Annotated in this window: 29 protein-coding genes; 18 read left to right on the top strand and 11 right to left on the bottom strand. The window is 67.8% G+C overall.

From position 1 onward, the window contains the following. Positions 1–37: 37 nt before the first annotated feature. Positions 38–3,235: a penicillin acylase family protein gene (locus tag ABFX45_RS09710; RefSeq protein WP_428834111.1), complete on the bottom strand. Its 3,198-nt coding sequence runs from the start codon at positions 3,233–3,235 to the stop codon at positions 38–40. Positions 3,236–3,675: 440 nt separating this feature from the next. On the opposite strand from ABFX45_RS09710, the gene ABFX45_RS09705 reads away from it, so the two are divergent. Then, complete coding sequence (locus tag ABFX45_RS09705; protein WP_109631945.1) at positions 3,676–4,323, top strand: response regulator; 648 nt, start codon at positions 3,676–3,678, stop codon at positions 4,321–4,323. 3 nt (positions 4,324–4,326) lie between these two features. Here the strand turns inward: ABFX45_RS09705 and ABFX45_RS09700 are convergent, their stop codons facing one another. Both ABFX45_RS09700 and bluB read right to left on the bottom strand, forming a co-directional pair. Then, entirely contained in the window at positions 4,327–5,784 is a 1,458-nt protein-coding gene (locus tag ABFX45_RS09700; RefSeq protein ID WP_346129090.1) for a tetratricopeptide repeat-containing diguanylate cyclase, read from the bottom strand. Positions 5,785–5,870: 86 nt separating this feature from the next. Next, positions 5,871–6,503, bottom strand: coding sequence for a 5,6-dimethylbenzimidazole synthase (bluB, locus tag ABFX45_RS09695; protein ID WP_109631949.1), 633 nt, complete (start codon positions 6,501–6,503; stop codon positions 5,871–5,873). A gap of 84 nt (positions 6,504–6,587) precedes the next feature. On the opposite strand from bluB, the gene ABFX45_RS09690 reads away from it, so the two are divergent. After that, the gene (locus ABFX45_RS09690; RefSeq protein WP_146771888.1) at positions 6,588–6,944 is read left to right on the top strand and encodes a hypothetical protein; all 357 of its coding nucleotides are present in this window, start codon (positions 6,588–6,590) and stop codon (positions 6,942–6,944) included. Here ABFX45_RS09690 and rpsR read toward each other — a convergent pair. Genes rpsR through rpmB form a run of 4 tightly spaced genes read right to left on the bottom strand, consistent with a single transcriptional unit; the run spans position 6,892 to position 7,817 of the window. Then, positions 6,892–7,125, bottom strand: coding sequence for a 30S ribosomal protein S18 (gene rpsR, locus ABFX45_RS09685; protein WP_109633151.1), 234 nt, complete (start codon positions 7,123–7,125; stop codon positions 6,892–6,894). The genes ABFX45_RS09690 and rpsR overlap by 53 nt on opposite strands. Beyond that, entirely contained in the window at positions 7,125–7,418 is a 294-nt protein-coding gene (gene rpsN, locus ABFX45_RS09680) for a 30S ribosomal protein S14 (RefSeq protein ID WP_109631953.1), read from the bottom strand. The genes rpsR and rpsN overlap by 1 nt, the downstream gene beginning before the upstream one ends. Before the next feature lies 1 nt (position 7,419). Continuing rightward, positions 7,420–7,587, bottom strand: a complete 168-nt coding sequence (gene rpmG / locus ABFX45_RS09675; RefSeq protein ID WP_109631955.1) for a 50S ribosomal protein L33 — start codon at positions 7,585–7,587, stop codon at positions 7,420–7,422. Next, positions 7,587–7,817 carry a 50S ribosomal protein L28 gene (gene rpmB / locus ABFX45_RS09670; RefSeq protein WP_109631957.1) on the bottom strand — a complete coding sequence of 77 codons (231 nt, stop codon included), beginning with the start codon at positions 7,815–7,817 and terminating at the stop codon, positions 7,587–7,589. The genes rpmG and rpmB overlap by 1 nt, the downstream gene beginning before the upstream one ends. A gap of 52 nt (positions 7,818–7,869) precedes the next feature. Between rpmB and ABFX45_RS09665 the strand changes: the two genes are divergently transcribed. The 3 genes from ABFX45_RS09665 to rpmF are packed head-to-tail and all read left to right on the top strand — an operon-like array spanning position 7,870 to position 9,163. Next, entirely contained in the window at positions 7,870–8,754 is an 885-nt protein-coding gene (locus tag ABFX45_RS09665; RefSeq protein WP_346129086.1) for a GTP-binding protein, read from the top strand. After that, positions 8,751–9,002 carry a type B 50S ribosomal protein L31 gene (locus ABFX45_RS09660; RefSeq protein WP_086666239.1) on the top strand — a complete coding sequence of 84 codons (252 nt, stop codon included), beginning with the start codon at positions 8,751–8,753 and terminating at the stop codon, positions 9,000–9,002. Before ABFX45_RS09665 ends, ABFX45_RS09660 begins: the two co-directional genes overlap by 4 nt. Further along, positions 9,002–9,163, top strand: coding sequence for a 50S ribosomal protein L32 (rpmF, locus tag ABFX45_RS09655; protein WP_030481357.1), 162 nt, complete (start codon positions 9,002–9,004; stop codon positions 9,161–9,163). The genes ABFX45_RS09660 and rpmF overlap by 1 nt, the downstream gene beginning before the upstream one ends. On the opposite strand, the gene ABFX45_RS09650 is transcribed toward rpmF, so the two are convergent. After that, complete coding sequence (locus ABFX45_RS09650) at positions 9,160–9,807, bottom strand: histidine phosphatase family protein (protein ID WP_109631961.1); 648 nt, start codon at positions 9,805–9,807, stop codon at positions 9,160–9,162. The two genes, rpmF and ABFX45_RS09650, sit on opposite strands and share 4 nt — an antisense overlap. Before the next feature lie 74 nt (positions 9,808–9,881). Between ABFX45_RS09650 and ABFX45_RS09645 the strand changes: the two genes are divergently transcribed. From ABFX45_RS09645 to lepB, 10 genes are all read left to right on the top strand, one after another. After that, a complete protein-coding gene (locus tag ABFX45_RS09645) occupies positions 9,882–10,202 on the top strand; it encodes an EthD family reductase (RefSeq protein WP_109631963.1) in 321 nt (106 codons plus the stop codon). Further along, positions 10,199–11,014 carry a 3-hydroxyacyl-CoA dehydrogenase family protein gene (locus tag ABFX45_RS09640; RefSeq protein ID WP_109631965.1) on the top strand — a complete coding sequence of 272 codons (816 nt, stop codon included), beginning with the start codon at positions 10,199–10,201 and terminating at the stop codon, positions 11,012–11,014. Before ABFX45_RS09645 ends, ABFX45_RS09640 begins: the two co-directional genes overlap by 4 nt. A gap of 10 nt (positions 11,015–11,024) precedes the next feature. After that, the gene (locus tag ABFX45_RS09635; RefSeq protein WP_346129082.1) at positions 11,025–12,182 is read left to right on the top strand and encodes a GNAT family N-acetyltransferase; all 1,158 of its coding nucleotides are present in this window, start codon (positions 11,025–11,027) and stop codon (positions 12,180–12,182) included. After that, the gene (locus ABFX45_RS09630; protein WP_346129080.1) at positions 12,182–12,433 is read left to right on the top strand and encodes a class I SAM-dependent methyltransferase; all 252 of its coding nucleotides are present in this window, start codon (positions 12,182–12,184) and stop codon (positions 12,431–12,433) included. Before ABFX45_RS09635 ends, ABFX45_RS09630 begins: the two co-directional genes overlap by 1 nt. A 179-nt stretch (positions 12,434–12,612) precedes the next feature. Further along, entirely contained in the window at positions 12,613–12,753 is a 141-nt protein-coding gene (locus ABFX45_RS09625; RefSeq protein ID WP_346129078.1) for a hypothetical protein, read from the top strand. A gap of 38 nt (positions 12,754–12,791) precedes the next feature. After that, the gene (locus ABFX45_RS09620; protein ID WP_233439187.1) at positions 12,792–13,769 is read left to right on the top strand and encodes a nucleotidyltransferase domain-containing protein; all 978 of its coding nucleotides are present in this window, start codon (positions 12,792–12,794) and stop codon (positions 13,767–13,769) included. 19 nt (positions 13,770–13,788) lie between these two features. Continuing rightward, entirely contained in the window at positions 13,789–14,400 is a 612-nt protein-coding gene (locus tag ABFX45_RS09615) for a trimeric intracellular cation channel family protein (protein WP_109631971.1), read from the top strand. A 69-nt stretch (positions 14,401–14,469) separates the two neighbouring features. Continuing rightward, positions 14,470–15,168: a response regulator transcription factor gene (locus tag ABFX45_RS09610; RefSeq protein ID WP_109631973.1), complete on the top strand. Its 699-nt coding sequence runs from the start codon at positions 14,470–14,472 to the stop codon at positions 15,166–15,168. Further along, entirely contained in the window at positions 15,165–16,559 is a 1,395-nt protein-coding gene (locus ABFX45_RS09605) for a sensor histidine kinase (protein WP_407656839.1), read from the top strand. Before ABFX45_RS09610 ends, ABFX45_RS09605 begins: the two co-directional genes overlap by 4 nt. Before the next feature lie 10 nt (positions 16,560–16,569). Next, positions 16,570–17,376 carry a signal peptidase I gene (gene lepB, locus ABFX45_RS09600; RefSeq protein ID WP_346129075.1) on the top strand — a complete coding sequence of 269 codons (807 nt, stop codon included), beginning with the start codon at positions 16,570–16,572 and terminating at the stop codon, positions 17,374–17,376. A gap of 59 nt (positions 17,377–17,435) precedes the next feature. Here the strand turns inward: lepB and ABFX45_RS09595 are convergent, their stop codons facing one another. The 3 genes from ABFX45_RS09595 to ABFX45_RS09585 are packed head-to-tail and all read right to left on the bottom strand — an operon-like array spanning position 17,436 to position 20,598. Next, on the bottom strand, positions 17,436–18,341 hold the full coding sequence (locus ABFX45_RS09595; RefSeq protein WP_109631978.1) for a carbohydrate ABC transporter permease: 906 nt from the start codon (positions 18,339–18,341) through the stop codon (positions 17,436–17,438). After that, positions 18,338–19,294: a carbohydrate ABC transporter permease gene (locus ABFX45_RS09590; RefSeq protein WP_233439189.1), complete on the bottom strand. Its 957-nt coding sequence runs from the start codon at positions 19,292–19,294 to the stop codon at positions 18,338–18,340. The genes ABFX45_RS09595 and ABFX45_RS09590 overlap by 4 nt, the downstream gene beginning before the upstream one ends. Further along, complete coding sequence (locus ABFX45_RS09585; protein ID WP_109631980.1) at positions 19,291–20,598, bottom strand: ABC transporter substrate-binding protein; 1,308 nt, start codon at positions 20,596–20,598, stop codon at positions 19,291–19,293. The genes ABFX45_RS09590 and ABFX45_RS09585 overlap by 4 nt, the downstream gene beginning before the upstream one ends. Before the next feature lie 242 nt (positions 20,599–20,840). On the opposite strand from ABFX45_RS09585, the gene ABFX45_RS09580 reads away from it, so the two are divergent. From ABFX45_RS09580 to galT, 3 genes are read left to right on the top strand one after another with little or no spacing between them, the layout of a single operon-like run. Continuing rightward, entirely contained in the window at positions 20,841–22,823 is a 1,983-nt protein-coding gene (locus ABFX45_RS09580; protein WP_346129071.1) for a beta-galactosidase, read from the top strand. A 1-nt stretch (position 22,824) separates the two neighbouring features. After that, on the top strand, positions 22,825–23,622 hold the full coding sequence (locus tag ABFX45_RS09575; RefSeq protein ID WP_112228912.1) for a DeoR/GlpR family DNA-binding transcription regulator: 798 nt from the start codon (positions 22,825–22,827) through the stop codon (positions 23,620–23,622). Then, on the top strand, positions 23,619–24,701 hold the full coding sequence (galT, locus tag ABFX45_RS09570) for a galactose-1-phosphate uridylyltransferase (RefSeq protein ID WP_346129069.1): 1,083 nt from the start codon (positions 23,619–23,621) through the stop codon (positions 24,699–24,701). The genes ABFX45_RS09575 and galT overlap by 4 nt, the downstream gene beginning before the upstream one ends. Positions 24,702–24,729 lie beyond the last annotated feature (28 nt).

The raw sequence follows: 24,729 nt of genomic DNA, 5'->3' as shown, positions 1-24,729 counted from the left end.
ACCCCTGGGGGTGGATCGGCGTCCTCATCTCGAAGGTCTACAAGCTGTAGACCTCAAGCTCGTACAGGGAGTATCCGTAACGCGTGGCCCGTTGGGTACCCGTCATTCGGAGGTATCTCGCGTCCTGTGGCGAGAACGCTACGACATCATCGCCGCCGTCGCCAGCACTTGTGGAGAAAACGTTCCGCCAGTTCGTGCCGTCATTGGAAAGTTCGATGCGGTAGCCACTGGCGAAGGCCGACTCCCAGTGCAACACTGCGCGACCGATTCGTTGCACAGAGCCAAGGTCCACCTGGATCCACTGGTTGTCGCTCCAGTCGCTGGCCCAGCGGGTCGACGCGTTGCCGTCCAGCACGTGCGACGGCGGGAGGCTGTTCCAGCCGGTTTCGTGGGACGACGCGGTGGCGACGGCCTTCGAGGCCAGGTTGGTGATGTTCTGGCTCCTGCGGGACGGGAACTGCACGACCTGCTGGTAGGTCGGGCGGTTCTGCCAGTGGATCTTGTCCTGGGTGATGCCACCCATGGCGCGGTGGATGATCGTGTCGGCGCACCACTGGTCGCCTGCCGCGCAGTCCGCGTCGCCTGGGTAGACCTGGTTGGCGGGCTTGGCCACGGCTTTGGAAAGCGACGTCACCAGGGCGGTCCGGCAGCCTGACAGCGTGCCGCCGCCGCAGTAGGTCTGCGGGAAGGCGCCCTGGACCGGGTCGCCCAGGACCTTGCGCAGGTCCTTGTCCACGTAGCCCCACCAGCCGTACTGGAACGAGGAACCCTTGTGCGGTGCGGAGCCGTGCGCGTCGGACGGGGCCTCGTCGACCTGCTGCGCGCTCACCAGGGCGTTGTACAAACCATCACCCAGCGATGGTTTGAACTGGGCTTCGACCAGCAGCGGCCACCAGGCATCAAGGATCCTGATCGCCTCGGCGTGGGCGTAGGCCTTGCTGCCCTTCGAGGTTTCCTTGCGCAACGAGCCGGAGCGCTGCCAGTCCTTCAGCTTCTGCACGGCCGGGGCGAGGGTGGGGTCGACAGGGGCGGACTCCACCACGCGCAGCAGTTCGGGCAGCACCTGCTCGGCGCGGAGGTCGGCCACCGCGGCCTCGGCCATCACGCGGGTCAGCGACGCGCGAGTCACCTTCTGGCCCGACGAGATCAGCGCGCGGACGCGGTCGTCCAGCAGGTCACCGCGGTGCACGGCGCTGTGGCCGAAGCCGCCGAAGGTGAAGTCCTTGGCCTGCTTGTTGTTCCACGAGATGTAGTAGTCCTGGTTGATCGAGTTCGGGTGGCCCTCGAACGGCATGTACGACGCCACGTTCTCGTTGCCGTCCCAGCCGACCCACTCGTACTCGGCGCGGCCCCACGTCGGCAAATTCGGGTCCACATTGGACCGGCGCACCGGGTTGAGGCCCGAGTTGAAGTAGGCCGCGTCGCGCGAGTCGACGTAGAACCAGTTGAACGCATAGCCGATCTTGTTGGCGGCGCGTTGGAAGTCGGCGGCCGAACGGATCGCGGTCGGGTCGTTGAACTCCTGGAAGCCGATGATCGAGTCGACCTCGTGCATGTACGTCGAGCGCAGCGTCGTGTACGCCACGACCTTGCCGCCGACGGTCGCACGGCTCGTCACCAGGCCGTACTTGGTTCGCCACATCACCAACGTGTAGGAGCCCGCCGGCGTGCCGTCGGCGACGGTCGGCTTCCACGCGTTCTTGCGCTCAAGGCGTTCCATCGGCAGGCAGGCGCCGTGGAACAGGTAGTGCTGCGACGCCTTCGTGGCCGGCGAACCGTCCGGGTTGCACAGCTCCACGGCGTACGTGTCGACGATGTCCTGCCCGGACGAGGTCGCGCTCCACGAGTAGTCGATGCCGCGACCGAGCTGCACGTACATCGAGACGCCCGCGAACGAGACACCGCGCGAACGGATGCCAGGACCGTTGAGCTCCTGCAGCAACAGCAGCTGCGGCGCGAAGTAACCGGTCTGCGGGCCCCACACGGCGATCGGGTTGCCCGTGTCGGTGTGAGCACCGGAAACGGAAAGGGCGTTGGACATGCCGTGCTTCTTGTTCAGCAGATCAGCAGGCAGAACGCCGTCGGAGAAGATGCCGGAAGCCTTCGCCAGGTCACCGGAAGCAGGTACTGAAACGGCCGCACCCGTGCCGCCCGTCTCGTCGTAGACCATCCGCTCCGGCGTGATGCTGCCGGCGTCGGGCATGGCAACGCCGACCGGCGAGGCAGGGGAAGCCGCGTACGGGAACGACTGTCCGTTGTGGAGAGTCAGGACGGCTTCCGGGTCGTTCTGAGCCCGGAACGCCTGCCACACCCGCTCACCGGCGGCAGCGCCGTACTTGTTCTGCGCGGCCAGCTTCACCAGCGCCGACTGCACCTCACCGCCACCACCGGCACCGAACAGGCCACCGACGACCGCGGCGATCGCCACCATGTCGGTCGCCTTGAACGGCTGGATGTCGTTCCAGTTCGTGATCGAGTCGGCGTGCCCGGTCAGCACGTACTCACCGGGGAAGTTCCGCGCCGCGATCGACTGCGTCAGGTACGCGTTGATGCCGGAGATGTAGTCGTTGACGTCAGCCATGGCCTGACGCCCGCGCTCACCGTTCTTCGCCGCCGCGGTGTCGATCTGCTTCTGCAGGTCGGCCTCGGTGTACGGGATCTGGTTGTAGAAGCTCTGCTCCAGCACGCGGTTGCCCGGCGCCCCACCGGCGAAACCGGAGAGCTGCCCGCGGCCGAGGTGGCGGAACAGGTCCATCAGCCACAGGCGGTCCTGCGCGGCCGCGAAGCCGGCGCCGAACATCGTGCCGGACCGCGTGGTGCCGGTGATGTGCGGCATGCCGATCTTCTTGTCTCGCATGATCGTCACGTCCGAGCGCGGCCGGATGGTGCTTTCCACCTGGTCGGCCGCCACGCCGAACGACGCGTCGTTGAAGAAGTTCGTGAGCTGGGCGTTGGTGAGGCCGCCGTACCCGGAGACCAGGGCGTCGTACTTGCCGAGCTGGTCGGCCGAGTGCGCGGGCCTGGTGCCGAACGCCTTGTGACCGAGGATCTCGGCCAGTGTCGCGTTGCCGTTGTTGCCGGGCGGCAGGACGTCACCGCACTGGCCGAGGCAGTAGTCGTCGGCGGCGAACGCGACCGCGCGAGGCTCCTCGGCGTTGGCAGACGGAACGATCATGAGGGAGGCGGTGACGGCGGCGGTGGCCAACAGGGACGTCACCGGATTGGCTCTCCGCATGGCGCGAAGCTCCTCTCCGAGGAGTGCAGGGATGTTGTGATGCAGGTTACTTTCGGTAAGACTATCGCGAAAGACCTTCGCGTTTGCCGTGTCGGTCCTGTGACCATCTGCATCGATCCCGACGGTCATCAGGAAGCCGTATGGGCAGAAACGACGAGCGGTTTCCGATTCCGCGGCCCGTATCTGTGTTTCTGGTACGACATTCCACTCAGTGGGATTTCCATGTTTGGTTACTCAGGGTCTCGATGATGCACTTCAAGTCCTGGTGGCATGCCTACGCAGCGAAGTCGGCGCGCTATTCCGGTAACTGTGAACGTCGCTCGCCTTCTCGAAAAACCGTTACCACATGATGAGATAACTGAGAATTAACGTGACCTTCGACGTCTGTACGCGAAGATCACGAACATGAGGGAGCACGGAACGCCAATGCGGGAGGCGTCGTGATCAAGGTTCTGCTGGCCGACGACGAGGACCTCGTCCGTTCTGGCCTTCGCATGATCCTGAGCAGCGTCGGGGACATCGAAGTCGTCGCCGAATGCGATGACGGGCATCTGGTGGCCGACCTGGCCCGCCAGCACCGTCCTCACGTGGTCCTGCTCGACATCCGGATGCGCACCTCGGACGGGCTCGTGGCACTGCGGAGGCTGCGGACCCTGCCCGACCCACCACGGGTCTGCATCCTGACCACGTTCGACGTCGACGAGTACGTTTCGGAAGCTCTGCGGCTGGGTGCGGCGGGCTTCCTTCTGAAGGACACCGAACCGGAACAGCTCGTCAAGGCCGTGCGTGATCTCGCGCGCGGGGGAGCGGTTCTCGACCCCGGTGTAGCGGCACGGGTGCTCGCGGCCGTAGCGGACGGCGAGCGGATGGCCGAGCCGGCCCGCAGACTCCTCGCGAGTCTGTCCGAGCGCGAGCGCGAGGTGCTCGTGCTGATCGGACAGGGCATGTCCAACGCCGAGATCGGCGGCACCCTGCACCTGTCGGAGGCGACGGTGAAGGGCTATGTCTCGTCGGTGCTCGGCAAGATCGGCGCGGTCAACCGCGTGCAGGCCGCGCTGGTGGCCTACCGCGGTGGTCTGATTGCGTAGGAACTAGTTCCCCGAGACGATCTCGGGGATCTCGTCCACGGAAGGTTCGACCTCGACCCTGTTCCGGCCGTGCCGCTTGGCGCGGTACAGCGCCATGTCCGCGGCCGCGAACAGCTGGTCCAGCTTGGCCGGTCCCGCCGCGACACCGATGCTCACGGTCGGGCGGCGGACCGCGCCGAGCACCATCGTCCAGTCGTGGCCGTCGACGGCCGCGCGGATCCGCTCGGCCACGTTCGGGCCCACGTCCATGTTCGGCCCGGTGTCACCGAGCAGCACCACGAACTCGTCACCGGCCCAGCGCGCCACCAGGTCGTCCGCCCGGCACTCGCGCCGCAGCAAGGCGGCGATCTCGCGCAACGCCGCATCGCCCGCCGCGTGGCCGGCGTCGTCGTTCACGCCCTTGAACCAGTCCACGTCGACCAGCACCAGCCACGGCACCCGGCCGCGCGCCGCCGTCGACTCGAGCAACGACTGCGCGGCGCGTTCCAGCCCCAGCCGGTTCGCGAGGCCCGTCAGCGGATCACGCGCCGCGGCCTCCTGCGCCGCCACCGCGAGCCGTTGTGCCTGAACGGCCACGCGGCGCTGCTCCAGCGCCTGGCCGAGGCCTTCCTGCAACGTCTCCGTCGCCGTGCGCGACGCCGTCATCGACCGCCGCAACGCCTCGGCCTCGCCCACCGCGTCACCCAGTGCGTGGCAGATGTCCGCCAGCTCCGTGGAGAACCGCAGCAGCAGCGACGTGTCGTTGATGCGTTCGGCGTTGCACACCGCACGCGCCGCGAGTGTGCGCGCTTCGTCCAGATCACCCTGCTCACGGCGCACGACAGCGAGAACCCAGTTCCCGACCGAGATGCCCCACAGATCTCCCGCGTCCGTCGCCAGCCGCAGGGTCTCCTCGCCGACCTCCTCGGCCTTGTCCAGCTGGCCGACGCCCGCCAGGGACCGGCCGTACGCACCGAGGAGCGCGCGCCGGTGCGTCTCGTCCTTGACGATGCCCAGGCCCTCGTCGAGGTACGCCAGCGCTTCCTCGAAGATCGCAGGCGCCGCCGCGGGAGGCCCCGAGCAGGCGCGGAAGTTCAGCGAACCGCCGAGGCGCTGCAGGCAGTGGGCCAACGTGTCGGTGTTGCCCGCACGGCGAGCCACCTGCACCGACAGCCGCAGCATGTCCAGCGCCGCGCGCCGGTTGCCGATGCCCTCCATGAGGTAGCCGAGCGAGCCCATCGTCTGGGCCACGGCAGGGCTGTCCGTGCGGTCGGCGTCGAGATCCGTCCACCCCTCGGCAGCCAATTCCAGGGCGAGAGGAATACGTCCGAGGCGCCACGCCATGACAGCGCGGTTCACCAGCACGGCCGACCGGACCCAGCGGTCGGCGCCGGGGGACACCTTGGTGACCACCTCGTCGAAGAGACTGTTCGCCTCCGGCAGGCGGCCAGCGTTGAGCAACGCGCGGACCTCTCGGTCCAACCGCGGAATCTGGCCCGCTACCAGCGGATCACGCTGCTCCACTCGTTCATCGACTCCGTTCCGACTCGCCGAGCGGCCTGCACAGGCTACCGGGACGGTCGCGCCCCGTACCGATCGTGGTGCAGGACGTCATCGAGGGGTAGTCGGTTGCGCCAACCGTGACGTTCCAGATCGGGCGTATCGGGCAGGGATCGAACCGGTCCTACGCACAGCCACGCCACCGGGCGGACCCTTGTGGGGATGTCCAGCATGCGGCGCAGCACATCTTCTCGGTAAAAGCTCACCCACCCAACACCCAGGCCCTCTTCCGTCGCGGCGAGCCACAGGTTCTGGATGGCCAGACACACGGAGTAGAGGCCCGCGTCCGCGATCGCGTGCCTGCCCAGCACCGCCGGAGAGCCCCGGTCGGGGTCGTACGTGACGACGATGCCGAGCGACGACTCCATGACTCCCTCGACCTTGATACGGGAGAAGGCCTCTGCTCGTTCATGATCGAGCTGAGCTGCGAAGACACTGCGTTCGGCCTGGACGTGGTCGCGAAACGCGCGCCGAATCGATTCATCACGCACGAGCACGAAGTCCCACGGCTGGGAGAGGCCGACGCTGGGAGCCGCGTGAGCCGCGGTCAACACACGTCGCAGAACGTCTGGCGGGATTTCCGCACCGGTGAACTCGGCACGGGTGTCGCGGCGCCGGTGCACTACTTCGTACAGGCTCATTCGTGCGATCGTGCCTCACTCGAAAGCACCAACTTCACGCTTGAGAGGTGGCGCTGATCTCATCTGAGGCGATAGACCGATCGGATGCGAAGAATGAAAGGCGGTTACGGCTCCGCGCTCGGATTCGGTGGTGGAGTCGGCGTGACCGCGTTCACCGGTGCCTGGCCGCTGCTGGCCCTCGTCCTGCTCGCCGCCGTCGTCGTGATCGTCTCGCTGCGCACGACGATCGTCGGTGCCGGGCTGGCCGCACTGCAGTGCTGGGGCCTCTACGCGACCTTCTTGGTCGGTGTTCGTGGTGATCTGACGGTCGACGAACACACGACCTGGGTGCTCGCGTTGCTGGTGCAGCTCGCCGTGCTGGCGTTCGTGGCCAGCACGGCGATCCGCGTCATCGCCCTTGTGACGGGTACGGCAACAGGGCCATCTCCCGTGCGTTCTTGATGGCCGTGGCGACCTGCCGCTGCTGTTGCGGCGTCAGGCCGGTCACGCGGCGGGACCGGATCTTGCCCCGGTCCGAGATGAACTTGCGCAGCAGCGTGACGTCCTTCCAGTCGACGACGGTCACGCCCTCCTTGTTGAGGAGGTTCTGCCTGCGCTTCACCGGCCTCTTGCTGTCGCGCATCACCAGCTCGCCTTCGAGACGCCGGGAAGCTCACCGCGGTGGGCCATTTCCCTCAACCGGATGCGCGACAACCCGAACGCGCGGTTGAACGCCCGCGGCCGTCCGTCCACCGCGTCCCGGTTGCGCAACCGGGTCGGCGACGCGTCCCTGGGCAGCTTCTGCAGGCCGCGCAACGCCTCTTCACGCGTCTCCGGGTGCCGCAGCATTTCCTTCAGCTCCGCTCGACGTTCCGCATAACGCGCAACGATTTCGCGTCGGCGCTTGTCCGCGGCGATCTTCGACTTCTTCGCCACGTCAGCGCTCCTCTCGGAAGTCGACGTGCTTGCGCGCCACCGGGTCGTACTTGCGCAGCACCATGCGGTCCGGGTCGTTGCGGCGGTTCTTGCGGGTCACGTAGGTGTAGCCCGTGCCGGCGGTCGACCTCATCTTGATGATCGGCCGGACGTCGTTCCCCTTGGCCATCAGACCTTCACCCCTTGTGCGCGCAGCCGGGCCACGACGGCCTCGATGCCGAGCTTGTCGACCGTCTTGATGCCCTTCGTGGACAGCGTCAGCGTCACGAACCGGTTCAGCGACGGCACCCAGTACCGCTTGCGCTGGACGTTCGGGTTCCACCGGCGCCGCGTCTTGCGTTGCGAGTGCGAGACGCGGTTGCCGAAGCCGGGCTCACGGCCCGTCAACTGGCAGCGCATGTGCGCGACCTCCCATTTGAAACGACATTCGTTTTCATCTACGGTAGCCTACATGGAAACCGTTGTCGTTATGGTGGCGGGGCTGGTCGAGCACGACGTCGCCGTGCGGGTGTGGCGGGACCGGCCCGGCTCGGTCCTGGTGCGGCACGTCGCCGCGGAGACGTGCGTGCGGCGCTGGGTCGACGGCATCTCGACCGAGATCGAGCTGCTGCACGGTTGCGTGTCGTGCACCGTGCGCGAAGACCTGCGGGAACTGCTCGGGACGTTCGCGGGGCACACGGTCGTGCTGCACCTCGACCCGTTGCTGGAGCCGGACGCGGTGCGCCGCAACCTCGGCGTCGACGTGGAGTGCGTGATCACCGTGCTCGACGCGGAGAGCTGGCTCGACGACGCACTCGGTGACGCCTCGATGGTCAGCGACCAGCGCACGGTCGCGCAGGTCGTCGTCGCGCAGGCCGAGGCCGCGGATGTGCTGGTGCTGCAAGGAGATGCGGACGAGCGGACGTTGGCCGTGCTCGACCGGCTGGCTCCCGGCGCGCACCGCTGCACGCCCGACACGGTCGTCGTGAGCAGGAGCACCAGGCCGCGGATGATCCCGCTCACGCCCGAATGCGGTGTCTCGACAGCGGTTTTCACGGCTGACCGGCCGTTCCACCCGGCACGGCTGAACGACGCGCTCGACGCGTTGCTCGACGGGACGGTGGTGCGTTCGCGCGGCCGGCTGTGGGTGGCGGACGAGCCGGAGGTCGCGCTGCACCTGGAATCCGCGGGCGGTGGGCTGCACGTCGGCCAGGGCGGTCCGCGCGAGGGCAAGACCACGCAGATCGTGGCGATCACCCTCGGTGAACCGGACGACATCACCGCGGCGTTCGAAGGCGCCCTGCTGACCGACGACGAACTGTCCTTCGTGGACTCGATCCGAAAGCTGGAGATATGAAGCCCGGTATCCACCCCGACTACCACCCGGTGGTCTTCCAGGACGCGTCCACCGGCAAGACGTTCCTGACCCGTTCGACGGCGACGTCGAGCCGGACGATCGAGTGGGAGGACGGCAACAGCTACCCGCTGCTCGTCGTCGACATCACCGCCGACTCGCACCCGTTCTGGACGGGCACGCAACGACTCGTCGACACCGCGGGCCGGGTCGAGAAGTTCAACCGCCGCTACGGAAAGCGAGAGCGCTGATGGCCGTCCCCAAGCGCAAGACGTCGCGCTCGAACACCCGCCACCGGCGCTCGCAGTGGAAGGCCACCGCGCCGGATCTCGTGCGCGTCAGGACTCTCGACGGCAAGGAGCTCCTCGTTCCGCGCAGGCTTGTCGCCGCTTACAAGCGGGGGCTCATCTAGAAAGGAAGCTGGACCGTCCCGTCCGGTGAGTCGCGCCACTGGACGAACGGGCGGTCCAGCTTCCACCCCGTGCCGTCGTGGTCGAGCACGCGGTTCTCACAGGTGTCCACGTTGGACAGCGACTCGAAGAGCTCGATGCTCCAGCCGAACAACCGGCGGCACAGCAACCTGATCGTCAGACCGTGCGACACGACCAGCACCGTCTTGGGGTGCCCGTCGTCCTTGTGCAGCCGGACCTCCAGCCCGTCCAGGAACGCCGCCACCCGGTCGTCCACGTCCGCGCCGGACTCACCGTTGGGCAGCCGGAAGAAGAAGTGCCCGAACGCGTGCCGCTGGTGCTTGAGCATCTCCTGCTGCACCGGGTCCTGGAGGTTGCCCCAGTCCTGTTCTCGCACCCGCGGCTCGGTCACGACGCGCTCGGCGTTGATGCCGAGCAGCTCGAACGTGCGGCGCGTCCGCTTGTACGGCGAGACGTAGGCCGCGACCGGTCCCTCGCCGATCAGCTCCTTGATCGTCGGCCCGGCCTCGCGGGCCTGGTGTTCGCCCAGCTCGGTGAGCGGGAGGGCGTGGTCGGGGATGCGGCAGTAGGCGAGCTCGTCGACGTTGCCGAGGCTCTGACCGTGGCGCAGCAGGATGATCCGCACTCCTCCATCGTGCCCCAGCCGGGCGGTGCGCCAGGGCGTTACAGTGCTGGGCGAGTCGAGGAGGATGGCGTCACATGATCAAGTACATCGCGCTGTACAAGAAGCCCGCAGATCCCGCTGGCTTCGACGAGAAGTACTTCGGCACGCACATGCCGATCGCCGACTCGGTGCCGGGACTCGTGCGCGCCGAGGTCGCCAAGGTGCAGCGGGTGTTCCTGGCCGGGTTCCTGGGCGACACCGAGCCGTACCTGATCGCCGAGCTGTACTTCGAGTCGGCCGAGTCGATGAAGGCCGCCTTCAAGACGCCCGAGTGGGCCTCGTCCGGCGCGAACCTCGCCGAGATCGGTGGCATGGAGCTCGTCGCGATGTTCAGCGCCGAGGTGGTCGCGCCGTGAAGGCCGTCGTCATCGGCGGCGGCACGATGGGCGCGGGCATCGTCCACGTCCTGCTCGCCCACGGCCACGAGGTCACGCTGTCGGAAGCCGACGCCGAACGTGCCGAACAGGGCAGGCTCGCCGTCAAGCGCTCGCTCGACAAGGCGCAGGAGAAGGGCAAGCTCGCCGACGCCGAGGCGGTGTTCGCGAACCTGAGCACCGGTGAGCTGCCGGCGGACGCGGAGCTCGTCGTCGAGGCCGTGCCGGAGAACGTGCCGCTGAAGCAGAAGGTCCTCGGGTTCGCGGCCGAGAAGTGCCCGCGGGCGATCCTCGCGACCAACACCTCGTCGCTGTCGATCGCCGAGATCGCCGCAGGGCTTCCCGGTGAACGCGTGCTGGGCATGCACTTCTTCAACCCCGTCCCGGTGCAGCAGCTCGTCGAGCTCGTCCACCACGACGGCGTCGACCCCGCGAACGTGGCCAAGGCGCGAACCTGGGCCGAACAGTGGGGGAAGACCGTCATCGAGGTTCGTGACGCACCGGGCTTCGCGACCTCGCGGCTGGGTGTCGCCGTTGGCATGGAAGCGATCCGCATGCTGGAGGAGGGCGTGGCCTCCGCAGCGGACATCGACACCGGCATGAAGCTCGGTTACCGCTGGCCGATGGGCCCTCTGGAGCTCACCGACCTGGTCGGACTCGACGTCCGGCTGGCGATCGCGGAGCACCTCGCGGCGCAACTGGGGCCCCGGTTCGAGCCACCGCAGTTGTTGCGGGACAAGGTCGCGCGCGGCGAGCTGGGGAAGAAGTCGGGCCAGGGCTTCTTTTCCTGGTAGATAGTTGTCCGTGCACATTCGGGAGTACACCGAGGACGACCTCGACGCGGTTTTCCGCCTGCGCAAGCTCGCGTTCAACTCGACCGAACGGCCGGAGCGGCTGGTCCAGCCGGGCAGACACGGGCTGGTGGCGGAACTCGACGGCAAGGTCGCCGGTGTGCTCGGCATCGGTGAGTACGCGCAGTTCTACGGTGGCGCCGCGGTCCCCATGGGCGGGATCGGCGGCGTCGCCGTCGACGGTGCCACGCGTGGCCGTGGCGTGGCCGCCGCACTGCTCGACGCCGCTCTGCCGGTGATGCGGGAGCACGGTCAGCCCATCTCCGTGCTCTACGCGACCGTGCCGACCCTGTACCGGAAACGCGGCTGGGAACGCGCCGGGCTCTTCGAGTGGGTCGAGTTGCCGATGGACAGATTGCTGACAACTCCGCGTCCCGCCGAGCTGATGGCGTCGCGACCGGCCGGTGAGGCTGATCTCAGCGCGCTGCGCGACTGCTACCTCGAGGTGGCCCGGACGATCAACGGCATGGCCGATCGCCGCCCGCCGAGGATCGACCTCGCGAAGGTGCTCGAGATGGACCTGGTGAGCGTGCTGCCGGGCCCGAACGGCCTGCGCGGGTACCTCACGGCGCAGCGCGAGCCCGGCGGTGACATGGGCCGCCTCAAGGTGTACGACCTGATCGGCGTCGACGTCGAGGCCCAGCTGAACCTGCTCGCGTCGCTGCGGTCGTGGGCGGGCACGCTCGACGCCATCGACCTGCGGATCACCGACCCCGCGACGCTCAACCTGCTCGGGGCGACGCCGATGCGGTACTCGGTGTGGACCTCGACCTGGATGCTCCGCGTCGTCGACCTGCCCGCGGCGGTGGCCGCCCGCGGCTGGCCGCGCCTGGCGAACGCGGCGGTGGACCTGGAGATCGTCGACGAGCACGCGCCGTGGCACGCGGGCCTGCACCGCATCGTCGCCGAGGACGGCGCGGTGCGAGTCGAACCCGGTGGCACCGGCGCCGTCCGGCTGCACGCGCGGGCGCTCGGCCCGTGGTTCTCCGGCGCGCAGAACACGCATGCGTTGCGGCGCGCGGGTCTGCTGGAGGGCGACCCGGCGGACGCGGTGGTGCTGGACCAGCTCGTCGGCGCGTCCGGCGTGCCACGGCTCGCGGACTTCTTCTGATGGCCGACGTCTACCACGAGGTCATGCGCACCATCTGGGACCACAACCTGCACTTCGGTCTCTGGACGTCCGAAGAGGACCAATCCTCGAACCGGATCGCGGCCGAACGCATGACCGCCCTGCACATCGACAAGCTCGGCGCCCGCCACGGCCGGCGCGTGCTGGACCTGGGGGCGCCGCGTCGGCACCTCGGCTTTCCGGTTGGCGGAGGCGTCGCACGCCGACATCGTGCCGGTATCTCCGTGCGCTGAGCAGGTTCGGCTGGCCAACGTTCGCGCGGAAGCGTTGTTCGTCGACGACCAGGCCGGTTCGTGCGCGGTGACCCGCACGCGATGCCGTTCTCCGGCGACGCGTTCGACGCGGCGCGGGCCGTGGAGACGTTGCCGCACTGCTGGACCTGACCGCGGAGACGCGCGGGACCCTGGAGCGGATGCCCGACGGTGCCCGGCGGCACTACGTCGCTCTTGTTGCGGCGCACGGAGAAACGGCGCAGCAGTACCTCGACCAGCTGTTGTCGCCGGCCGCGTGCGAGTCGTCGCTGGGATACGTGCTGGCGGTGGCAAGAGTCTGAATTCGTCCGCACGGCTCAGCCAAGTAACAATGGAACGCATGTCGGCGGACGACGCAAGGCACGCCTACGGCGACAACATGGGTTGGCGCCTGAAGGGCTACGCGAAGAGGCACAGCGGGCCACCGGTCAGCGTGCGGGACATCTCGCGCGCGCAGTTCCTGCAGATCCGGCCGCTGTTCGACGCCGAGGACAACCCGTGGCTCGTGGACATGCACGAGGTGAGCCCGGAGATCCGGCAGCACGTCGAACAGGTGCTCGGCCCGCTCGACCCCGCGCAGGACTACTACGTCACCGGGCATCCGCTGGACTGGGACAAGGATCCCGTGCAGGTGGCCCGCGACCTGATCGACGAACGCTATCCGCTCGCGACGGCGGCGTTCCTCGGCGGCAGCGTCGCGGCCGGGAACTACACGGCGAACTCGGACCTGGACATCATCGTGATCGTCGACGACCTGGCCTGTGCGTTCCGCGAGACGCTGGAGCACCGCGGCTGGCCGGTCGAGCTGTTCTGTCACACGATCGAGTCGTTCCAGGACTTCGTGGCGCGGGACATCCAGGACCGGCGGCCTCCGTTGCTGCACATGTGCGCCGAGGGCTTCCTCATGCTCGATGCCAACGGCACCGGCCAGCGCATGCGGGCTGAGGCGCGCGCTCTGCTGGACATCGGTCCTCCGCACCCGACCGCCACGGAACTCGAAGACCGCAGGTACGGGACCACCGACCTGCTGGAGGACCTGATCGGGGCACGGGACGAGGACGAACGGCTGTTCGTCGCGGCCAGGCTGCTGACCTGCGCGGGTGAGCTGGCGCTGGTCGTGCAGAACCGGTGGCTCGGCCACGGGAAGTGGTTGCTGCGCCGTCTGCGCGAGGCCAAGGCCGACGAGCTCGTGGACGCCTACCGGGCGCTGGTGCGGGGCGAGGGCGCCGAGTGGTTCATCGAGGTCGTCGAGCACGTTCTGACGTCGGCGGGTGGGCGGCTGGAAGCCGGTTACCGCCGGGAGGCGTTACCGAAGTAGATCCGTACTCTTCCTGTTCGTGCTGCTCATCGTCCTGGAACTGATCGGGATCGCGGTCTTCGCCGCGTCCGGCGCGGTGGCTGCCGTCCGTGCCCGCCTGGACGTGTTCGGCGTGATCGTCCTGGCGCTCACCACGGCGCTGGGCGGCGGCATCATCCGGGACGTGCTGCTGGGCGTGCACCCGCCGACCACCCTCAGGACCTGGCCGTACCTGCTGGTTGCCGGTGGCACGGGCCTGATCGTCTTCTGGTTCCACCCGCAGGTCGCGAAGCTCCGCCGTTCCGTGCTGCTGCTGGACGCCGTGGGCCTCGGTCTGTTCGTCACCTCCGGCACCACCACCGCGCTGGCTCTCGGCGCCACTCCGTACGCCGCGTGCCTCATCGGGATGACGACGGGCATCGGTGGTGGTGCGGTCCGTGACCTCCTCCTCCGTGAAATTCCGCTGGTGCTCAGGAGGGAGATCTACGCCGTGGCGGCGCTGGCCGGCGCGGTCGCCGTCGCGCTGGGCACCTTGGCCGGGCTGCCGAAAGACCTGGTCGCGTTGACCGGTGCGTCAACAATCATCACCATCAGGCTGATTGCGCTGTGGCGGAAGTGGAATGCGCCCGTCGCGCGTGGCCTCGAGGGTTAACACTGAACTCACACCCGCAGTTAGGGCCCTTCTCAGGCGCCTCTCAGATCCCTCAGCAACACTGCCCCTATGCGCATCCTCGTTGTCGATGACGATCGAGCGGTCCGGGAGTCACTCCGCCGCTCGCTCCAGTTCAACGGCTACCAGGTCGAGACTGCCGGAGACGGCATGCAGGCCCTGGAGTCGGTGACTGCCGCCAGGCCGGACGCCATGGTGCTCGACGTGATGATGCCGCGGCTGGACGGGCTGGAGGTGTGCCGGCGCCTTCGCAGCACCGGTGACGACCTGCCGATCCTCGTGCTGACCGCGCGGGACGCCGTGAGCGACCGCGTGTCCGGGCTGGACGCCGGGGCCGACGACTACCTGCCCAAGCCGTTCGCGCTGGAAGAGCTGCTGGCCCGGCTGCGCGCGTTGCTGCGCCGTGCCGCACAGGACAACGACGCCGCCGCGCAGCAGTCCGCCGCCGTGCTCAAGTTCGCCGACCTGGAGCTCGACCCGTCCACCAGGGACGTCCGCCGCGGTGACCGGCCCATCAGCCTCACCCGTACCGAGTTCGCGCTGCTCGAGCTCCTGCTGGCGCACCCGCGACAGGTGCTGACGCGCAGCCGCATCCTGGAGGACGTGTGGGGATACGACTTCCCGACCTCGGGCAACGCACTCGAGGTCTACGTGGGCTACCTGCGCCGCAAGACGGAGGCGGATGGCGAGCCGAGGCTGATCCACACGGTGCGCGGGGTGGGCTATGTCCTCCGGGAGACGCCTCCGTGATCATCGAACCCCAGGGACGGCTGCAGAGAGCGTCGCTGCGGGCTCGGGTCACCTGGCTCGCGGCGTTCTGCGTCGCCGGGGCCGTCGCGTTGGTGTCGTTCGGCGCGTACATGATCGTCCGCAAGAGCGTGTACGACGCGCTCGAGGAAGGCCTGCGCTCACGTGCCGCCACTGTCGCGACCGGCTTCAAGGTCACCACGCCGGACGAGGTCCAGAACTACCCGGCGGCGTTCCTCGCCGCCGGTGACGTGAAGATGGGCCTGCTGCAGGCCGACACCGGGAAGATCCTCTACCCGAAGACCGGCGAGCCGCCGCCTGTCGTCGAGGAGGCCTGGGAGGTCGCGCAGGGCGAGCGTCCCGAGTACATCTGGACCGACCACAAGACCGAGACGCGGGTGATCGCCGTCCGCTACGGGCCGGAGGGGTCGGACCAGGCGGTCGTCATCGCCCAGTCGATGCAGCCGCAACGCACGACGCTGGCCAAGCTCAGCGTCGTTCTGCTGCTCATCGGTGGTGCCGGCGTGCTGCTCGCGGCCATCGCGGGCACGGCTGTCGCCCGCACCGGTCTCAGGCCGGTGCAACGGCTGACCGAGGCCACCGAACGCGTCGCGAACACCGGCGACCTGACGCCGATCCCGGTGTCGGGAGACGACGAGCTGGCGCGGCTGACGCACAGCTTCAACGCGATGCTCGGCGCGGTCGCCGAGTCGCAGGAACGGCAACGGCGCCTGGTCGCCGACGCGGGCCACGAGCTGCGCACGCCGTTGACCTCGATGCGCACCAACCTGGAGCTGCTGCTCGCGTCGGAACGTCCGGATTCGCCCACGTTGTCCGAAGAGGACAAGCGGGAGATCCAGTCCGACGTGCGCGCCCAGCTCGACGAGCTGACCACGCTGATCGGTGACCTGGTCGAACTGGCCCGTGAGGACGCCCCTCAGGTCATCCACGAACCCGTCGACCTCGTCGAGGTGATAGAACGGGCGATGGACCGCGCGCGCAGACGCGCCTCGAACGTCACGTTCGACGTGCAGCTGCAACCGTGGACACTTCTGGGTGATTCAAGTGCTCTCGAGCGCGCGGTGCTGAACCTCCTCGACAACGCGGTGAAGTTCAGCCCGTCGGGCTCAGCGGTGCGGCTGACCCTGCGTCAGGTGGGCGACGGCAGCGCCGTGGTGGAGGTGGCGGACGCGGGCCCCGGCATCGCGGATGCCGATCTACCTCACGTTTTCGAGCGGTTCTACCGCTCGTCCGAGGCGAGGACCCTGCCGGGTTCCGGCCTGGGACTCGCCATCGTGAAGCAGGTGGCACAACGGCACGGTGGTACGGCCATGGCGGGCAGAGCGCCCGAGGGTGGTGCCCTGTTCACGTTGCGCCTACCCGGACGTCCGTAAGGTGGGGCGTGTGAGTCATCGCGTGAACGACGATTCTTCGTCGACCTGGGAGACGACCCCTCCCGCCGGAGACGGCGCTGCGCGCTCCTCGTCGTACTCCTACGACGACGAGCCGGCGCCCAGGTTCTCCAAGAAGAAGGCGAAGAAGAAGCAGCCGTTCTGGAAAGAGCTGCTGGTCATCTTCAGCGTGGCGCTGCTGCTGACCGTCGTCATCCAGACGTTCATCGCGCGCGTGTTCGTCATCCCGTCGGCCTCGATGGAGACGACCCTGCACGGCTGCACGGGCTGCGTGAACGACAAGGTGCTGGTCGAGAAGATCACGTACCTGTTCCGCGACCCCCAGCCGGGCGACGTCATCGTCTTCCGCGGCCCGCCGAACTGGACGGGCGGCAAGCAGCCCCCGAACTTCGTCACGGGCACGCTGCAGGACCTCGGCTCGATGGTGAACCTGTCCGAGCCCAGCGGCACGGACTTCATCAAGCGCGTCATCGCCGTCGGCGGCCAGACCGTCGAGTGCTGCGACGACCAGGGCCGCGTCCTCGTCGACGGCAAGCCGCTGGACGAGCCGTACCTGAACTTCGGCGGCGGCCCGCGCCAGCAGGACTCGTTCGAGAAGGTCACCGTCCCCGCGGGCAAGTTGTGGGTGATGGGCGACAACCGCAACAACTCGTCGGACTCGCGCAAGCACGGCGACCCGACGCCTGCCGACGGTGCGATTCCGATCGACAACGTCGTGGGCAAGGCGCGGGTGATCGTGATTCCGGTCGGGCGGTGGGGCACCATCTCCGACTTCAACCCGCAGACCGGCGGCAATTAGGCTTCAGACGCGAAGAGGGGGCGAGGGCCGGCTGGCCCTCGCCCCCTCCTGCTGTGTCCTCAGCCCTTCGTCGAGCCCAGCGTGAGCCCGCCGACGAACTGCCGCTGCAGCACGAAGAACACCACCAGCGTGGGCAGTGCCACCAGCAGCGACCCCGCCGCGATCAGGTTGTTGTCGGTGAAGAACGTGCCCCTGAGGTTCTGCAACGCCGACGTGACCGGCATCTTGTCGCCGTCCTGGATCAGCACCAACGCCCAGAGGAAGTCGTTGTAGATCCAGGTGAACTCCAGCGTCGCCAGCGCGGCCAGCACAGGCCGGCACAGCGGCAACGTCAGCTGCCAGTACTGCCGGAACACCGACGCGCCGTCCACGCGGGCGGCCTCGGTCAGCTCGTACGGGATCGTCTTCATGTAGTTGGACAGCACGAAGGTGCAGAAGCCCATCTGGAAGGCGATGTGGATCAGGATCACGCCGAGCGCCGAGTCGATCAGCGACTCGCTCGCCGACATCCACGCCGGCAGCTCGATCAGCCTGTACAACCGCCACAACGGCGTCACGATCACCTGCTGCGGCAACAGGTTGCCCGCGGTGAACACCATGAGCAGCAGCAGGTTGAACTTGAAGCTGAACCGGGACACGCCGAACGCCACCATCGAGCTGAGCAGCAGCGTGATGATCAGCGCCGGGATGGTGATCAGGAACGTGTTCCAGTAGAAGTGCGGCAGGTTGCCGATCTCCCACGCCTTCGCGAAGTTGTCGAGCGTGAGCGACTTCGCGATGGAGAAGTAGCCGTTGACCGACGTGTCGTCGTACGTGCGCAGGGACGCGTAGACCGCCCACAGCAGCGGCGCCAAGGTCACGAGGCACGTCAGGATCAGGAAGACGTGCAGCGCGGCGCGAGCCGGGGTGATCGGCGGCTTCTTGTTCTTCACCGGCACCGCAGGCCGTTCCAAGGTGGCCGTCACGTCCGGTTCTCCTTGCTGAACGTCTGGTACAGGTACGGGATGATGACGCCGAGCGAGATCGTCAGCAGGATCACCGCGACCGCGGAACCACGGCCGATGCGCGAAGCCTCACCGATGATGTTGTCGGTCACCAGCACCGACAACAGCTCCAGCCCGTTGCGGCCCTTGTTGATGACGTAGACGATGTCGAACGCGCGCAGCGCCTCGATCACCGTCACGACGGCGACCACGATGTTGACCGGCTTCATCACCGGGAAGGTGACCCGGAAGAACGTCTGGGTAGCCGAGGCGCCGTCCAGGGCCGCCGCTTCCTTCAGCGCCGGGTCGACCGACTTCAGGCCCGCCAAGTACAGCAGCATGATGTAGCCGGTGTGCCGCCACGCGGCCGCGACGAGCACCGCGTAGAGGTTGATGTCGGAGTCGCCGATCCAGTCGACGGGGTTGTCGCTGAGGCCCAGCAGCGAGTTCAGCAGGCCGCCGTCCGGTGTGTAGATCAGCTGCCAGATGAAGCCGATCAGCGCGAGCGACAGCACCATCGGCATGTACAGCGCGCTTTGGTAGATCCGGCTGAACTTGAGCTCGCGGTCGAGCAGCACGGCCAGCAGCAGGCCGGCGCAGGTCGGCACGACGAGCAGGAACGCCAACCAGATCAGGTTGTGCTGCACCGCCGGCCAGAACCGCGGGTACTCCGTGAAGATCTCGACGTAGTTGCCGACACCGATCCACTCGATGTCCTCGAACCCGCCGATGCCGTTCCATCTGCTGAACGACAACGCGATCGAGCCCAGCGTCGGGACCCACACGAACATCAGGTGCACGATCGTGGGGATGCCGAGCATGAGCCCCAGCACCAGCTTGTCGGTACCTGCCAGTGCGGTGGCACGCTTTCCACGCCGACGAGGCGGCGGCCCCACGGGGGCCACCGCCTTCGGCTTCTCCTGCAACGCGGTCACTTGAAGATGTTCTTCGCCTGATCAGCCATGCCCTTGAGCACGGAGTCGATGTTGTTCGGATCCTTGATGAACTCGATGAGGCCGTTGGTGGCCGCCTCGCTCGCGAAGCCCGGGTCGGTGTCGCGGTCGAGGAACTGCGTGATGTGCTTGGCGCTCTTGATGGTGTCCGCCACCTTCTTCTGCAGCGGGCTGTAGCCGGAGGTGTCCGCCTTCTGGTTGGTCGCGACCGCGGTCGGGTCGGCCTTCAGGTAGGTGAGCTGCGGCTCGGCGCTCGACAGGTACTCGAGCAGCTTCAGCGCGCCCTCGGGGTTGGCCGGCTTCTTCGCCATCATGTAGCCGTCGATCGGCGCTTCGACCGTGTCGGTGCCGTGCTCGGGGTTGATCTCCGGGAACGGGAAGAAGTCCAGGTCCGCCTTCTCTGCGTCGGGGAACTGCTGACCCACGAACGCACCCAGCAGGTACATGCCGGACTTCTTCTGCTGCAGCGTCTGCGCCGCTTCCTGCCACTCGCGGCCGAGGGCGTTCTCCTGGTGGAACGGCAGCAGCCGCTTCCAGGTGTCGAACACGTCCTTGACCCGCTTGTCCTGCCAGTTCTCCTTGCCCGCCAGCAGGTCGACGTGGAACTGGTAGCCGTTGATGCGGAAGTTCAGCTGGTCGAACGTGCCCATGGCCGGCCAGCCCTGCTTCTGCGCGAAGGCGATCGGGATCAGGCCGTCGGCCTTCATCTTCGTGGCGAGCGCGACGAGCTCGTCGAGCGTCTTCGGGACCGCGTAACCGCGCTCCTGCCACACGCTCTTGCGGTAGAACATGCCCCACGCGTACTGGGTGAACGGCACGAAGTACTGCTTGTTGTCCGAGCCCGTGGACGCCTGCTTGAGCGCGTCGGAGTAGTTGCCGCCGACCTTGCCCCACAGGTCCGTGAGGTCGCCGGTGAGGCCCTGGTTGGCGAAGAACCGCATGCGGTAGCCCGCGAACCAGGCGAGCACGTCGTCCGGCTTGCCCTGCAGGTAGTTGTTGATCTGCTCCTGGTACTGCTCGTGCTGCTTGGTGTTGATCGTGACGGAGAGCCCGCCGGAGTTGGCCTCGAAGGCCTTCACCGCGGCCGTGATCGCGTCCTTCGGCACCTGGTCGGACAGGTTGTTGCCGAAGGTGACGACCTTGGAGTCACCACCTGAGCCCGAGCCGCCGCCGCACGCCGCGAGACCGCCGGTCGCGGCGACGCCGGCGCCGGCCAGCATGATCCGCAGCATCGCGCGCCTGCCGAGATGCGGTAACGGAGTGGAACCGGGCGTGTACCGAACCATCGTCGCTCCTACAGGTGACACTCGCTCGTGTGCGAACCGAACAGAACTCAAACAAAGTTGCGCACAATGTGGTCCCAGGCACACATCCTGTCAAGTCCCGTTACGCAGCTGTTAAACCCAGGCACAGCCCGTTTCTAGCACGATCCCGGTACTTGTACCGGTCAACCGCCGAACAGAGCCAAACGCGAAGTTGTGTTTGCTTGTGTTGACGTTGGGGGTTGTTGTCGGCCACTCTTGCCGCCGTGACGACTTGGCCGACAGGCATGCCGGGGCTCGCCTGGGGTGCCGACTACAACCCGGAGCAGTGGCCCGAACACGTGTGGGCCGAAGACGTCGAGCTCATGCGCCGCGCCGGCGTGAACATGGTCAGCGTCGGGATCTTCAGCTGGGCGAAGATCGAGGTCAGCAAGGGTGAGTACCGGTTCGAGTGGCTCGACCGGGTGCTCGACCTGCTGCACGCCGGTGGCATCCGTGTCGACCTGGCGACCGCGACCGCGTCACCCCCGCCGTGGCTCACCGCCCAGTACCCCGAGATGCTGCCCGTCCGCGCGGACGGTGTGCGGCTCTCCCACGGCTCACGCCAGGCCTACTGCCCGTCGTCGCCGATCTACCGCGACCGGGCGACCGCGTTAGCCGCCGAGATGGCGTCGCACTACAAGGGCCACCCCGCGCTGGCCGCCTGGCACGTCGGCAACGAGTACGGCTGCCACGTGCCGCGCTGCTACTGCGACACGTGCGCCGCGTCGTTCCGCGATTGGCTCGCCGCCCGCTACACGCTCGACCAGCTCAACGACGCGTGGTCCACGGCGTTCTGGAGCCAGGGCTACACGGACTTCGCCCAGATCCTGCCGCCGCGCGTCACGCCGACGTACTCGAACCCCGGTCAGCTGCTCGACTACGACCGGTTCTGCGACGACGCGTTGCTGGCGCAGTACAAGGCCGAGCGCGACGTGCTCCGGATGATCACGCCGGACGTGCCGATCACCACCAACTTCATGGTCACCTGGACGATGGAGGCGCTGGACTACTGGAAGTGGGCGCGCGAGGTCGACTTCGTCTCCAACGACCACTACACCGAGGCCCAGTCACCGGACCGGCACATCGAGCTCGCGATGTCCGCCGACCTCACCCGCGGCCTCGCCGGCGGCAAGCCGTGGCTGCTGATGGAGCACTCGACGTCGGCGGTGAACTGGCAGCCGCGCAACATCGCCAAGCTGCCCGGCGAGATGCGGCGCAACTCGTTCCAGCACATCGCGCGCGGCGCGGACGGAACCCTGTTCTTCCAGTGGCGGCAGTCGCGCGGTGGCGGCGAGCGCTACCACTCGGCGATGGTGCCGCACGCGGGTGCCGACACGAAGGTGTACCGCGAGGTCTGCCAGGTCGGGTCCGAGTACGCGAAGCTGTCCGATGTTGTCGGATCCACTGTGGACGCATCGGTGGCGATCCTGTTCGACTGGCAGTCCGGCTGGGCGCTGCGGCAGGACTCGCATCCGACGACGGACTTCGACTACCGCAAGCACGTCCTCGGCTACTACAAGGCGCTGTGGCAGGCCGGGGTGACGGTCGACTTCGTCGCGCCGGGCACCAACCTCTCGGCGTACTCGATGGTCGTCGTGCCTGCGTTCTACGCCGTGTCCGACGCGCATGCCGCGGTGATCGCGGACTACGTGGCAGGCGGCGGTCATGTCGTGGTCACGTACTTGTCCGGTGTTGCCGACGAGCACACGCGAGTGCGGCTCGGTGGCTACCCCGGCGCGTTCCGGGACGTCCTGGGCGTGTGGTCGGAGGAGTTCTACCCGCTGCGGCAGGGCGAAACGGTTTCGTTGACCGACGGGTCGACCGCCTCGCTGTGGACGGAACACCTGCACGTCAAGGGCGCTGACATCGTTGCCTCCTACGCCGACGGCCCGCTGCCTGACGTGGCCGCGGTGACGCGAAACGCCTTTGGCAACGGCGTCGCGTGGTACGTCGCGTGCGATCTCGACGAGAGCGGTCTCGGCCGAACGGTGGAAAACGCGCTTTCCAGTGCGGGCGTTGAGGTGTCGCGTCCGCAAGTTGAGCTTGTGAGGCGCAAGGGCGACGTATCGTGGCTCTTCGCCGTCAACCACACCGACACCGACGCGCAGATCGAGGCGTCCGGTGTCGACGTGTTGTCCGGCGAGCAGGTCTCCGGACGCCTCACCGTGCGAGCCGGGGACGTCGTGGTCCTCAGGGAAGAGGTGTGAGGTGCTGGCACGTCAACGGCAAGCGGTGATCCTGGAAGAGGTCCGGCGGACCGGCGCGGTGCGCGTGAGCGACCTGGTCGTCCGGCTCGGGGTCTCGGACATGACCGTGCGCCGCGACCTCGACGTGCTCGCCTCACGCGGACTGGTGGAAAAGGTTTACGGCGGCGCGACGTCCGTCGTCGGGCGCTCGACCGACGAGCCCGGTTTCGAGGCCAAGTCGGTCCGGCAGCTGCCCGAGAAGGAAGCGATCGCGGCGCTCGCCGCGGGACTCGTGCGTCCGGGCACGGCCATCGGGCTGTCGGCCGGGACGACGACGTGGACGTTGGCCCGGTTCCTCGACGACATCCCGGACCTGACCGTCGTCACGAACTCGATCCGCGTCGCGGACGTGCTGCAGCAGAGCGGACGCACAGACCGCACGGTCGTGCTGACCGGTGGTGTACGCACGCCGTCCGACGCGTTGGTGGGCCCCGTGGCCGTGCAGGCGTTGCGATCGCTGCACTTGGACGTGGTGTTCCTGGGCGTGCACGGCATGGCCGAGCGCTCCGGCTTCACCACCCCGAACCTCAACGAGAGTGAAACGGACCGCGCGCTCGTCGACGCCGCCGGGCGGGTGGTCGTGGTCGCGGACCACACGAAGTGGGGCACCGTGGGCATTTCCACGATCGCCGACCTCGACGAGGCGCACGTCCTGGTGACCGACGAGGGTCTGCCGGACGACGCACGCGCGATCCTCGCGGATCAGGTGGGCGAGTTGGTGTTGGCGCACGTACCAGGAAGCGGCGAGGAGTTGGCGTGAGGCGTACCGCGGGCAAACTGGCGGACGGCCGGGAGATCATCTACTTCGACGACAGCGCTGAGGCGCCACCGAGAACCGCGGTGGACACACGGGATCTGCCCGTGACGCAGCCGATGTCCGAAGTGCGGCTGGACCCGTTGACCCGCGAATGGGTGGCTCTCGCCGCCCATCGTCAGACCCGGACGTACAAGCCGCCGGCGGACCTGTGCCCGCTGTGCCCGTCGGCGCCGGGCCGGCCCACGGAGATTCCCGAGGCCGACTACGACGTCGTCGTCTTCGAAAACCGGTTTCCGTCGCTGGCGCAGAACGTTCTCAACGTTCCGTCCACTGTGGATGGCGAGCCGCTGTTCGCGCGCGCGCCCGGCCGTGGACGTTGTGAAGTCGTGTGCTTCACGTCCGACCACAACACGTCCTTCGGTGAGCTCTCGGCGTCGCGCGTGCGGACTGTCGTCGACGCGTGGGCCGACCGGGTCGAGTTCTTGTCCGGGCTGCCCGGTGTCGAGCAGGTCTTCCCGTTCGAGAACCGCGGTGAAGAGATCGGCGTGACGCTCTCGCACCCGCACGGTCAGATCTACGCGTACCCCTTCGTGACGCCTCGTACCGAACGGATGCTCGAGGCCGCACTGGAGTACTACGCGGCGCACGGCCGGCCGTTGTTCGGTGACGTGCTGGAGGCCGAGCTGCGCGCGGGCGCGCGCGTGGTGGGAGAGTCCGCGCACTGGGTGGCCTTCGTGCCGGCCGCGGCGCGCTGGCCCGTCGAGGTCGTGCTGGCGCCTCGCCGTCAGATCGCGGATCTCGCCGGTCTGTCCTCTGTGGAACGTGACGACTTCGCTTCGTTGTACCTGAACGTGCTGCACCGGCTGGACGCGTTGTACAACCGGCCGTTGCCGTACATCGCGGCGTGGCACCAGGCACCGGTGAACGTCGGCCGGGACGAGCTGTGGCTGCACCTCCAGGTCTTCTCGGTGCTGCGGACCGCCGACAAGCTCAAGTACCTCGCGGGCTCCGAGTCCGGCGAGGCCGTGTGGATCAACGACGTCACTCCGGAGCAGATCGCGGAGCGCCTCCGAAGCCGCTGAAATACCCTCACGGAGCTCCCAGGCTGGT

The sequence above is a fragment of the Lentzea roselyniae genome, from assembly GCF_039537795.1.
GTDB lineage: Bacteria > Actinomycetota > Actinomycetes > Mycobacteriales > Pseudonocardiaceae > Lentzea > Lentzea atacamensis.
Note: the sequence above shows the minus strand (reverse complement) of the source record. Positions and strands in the feature narration are given on the sequence as shown.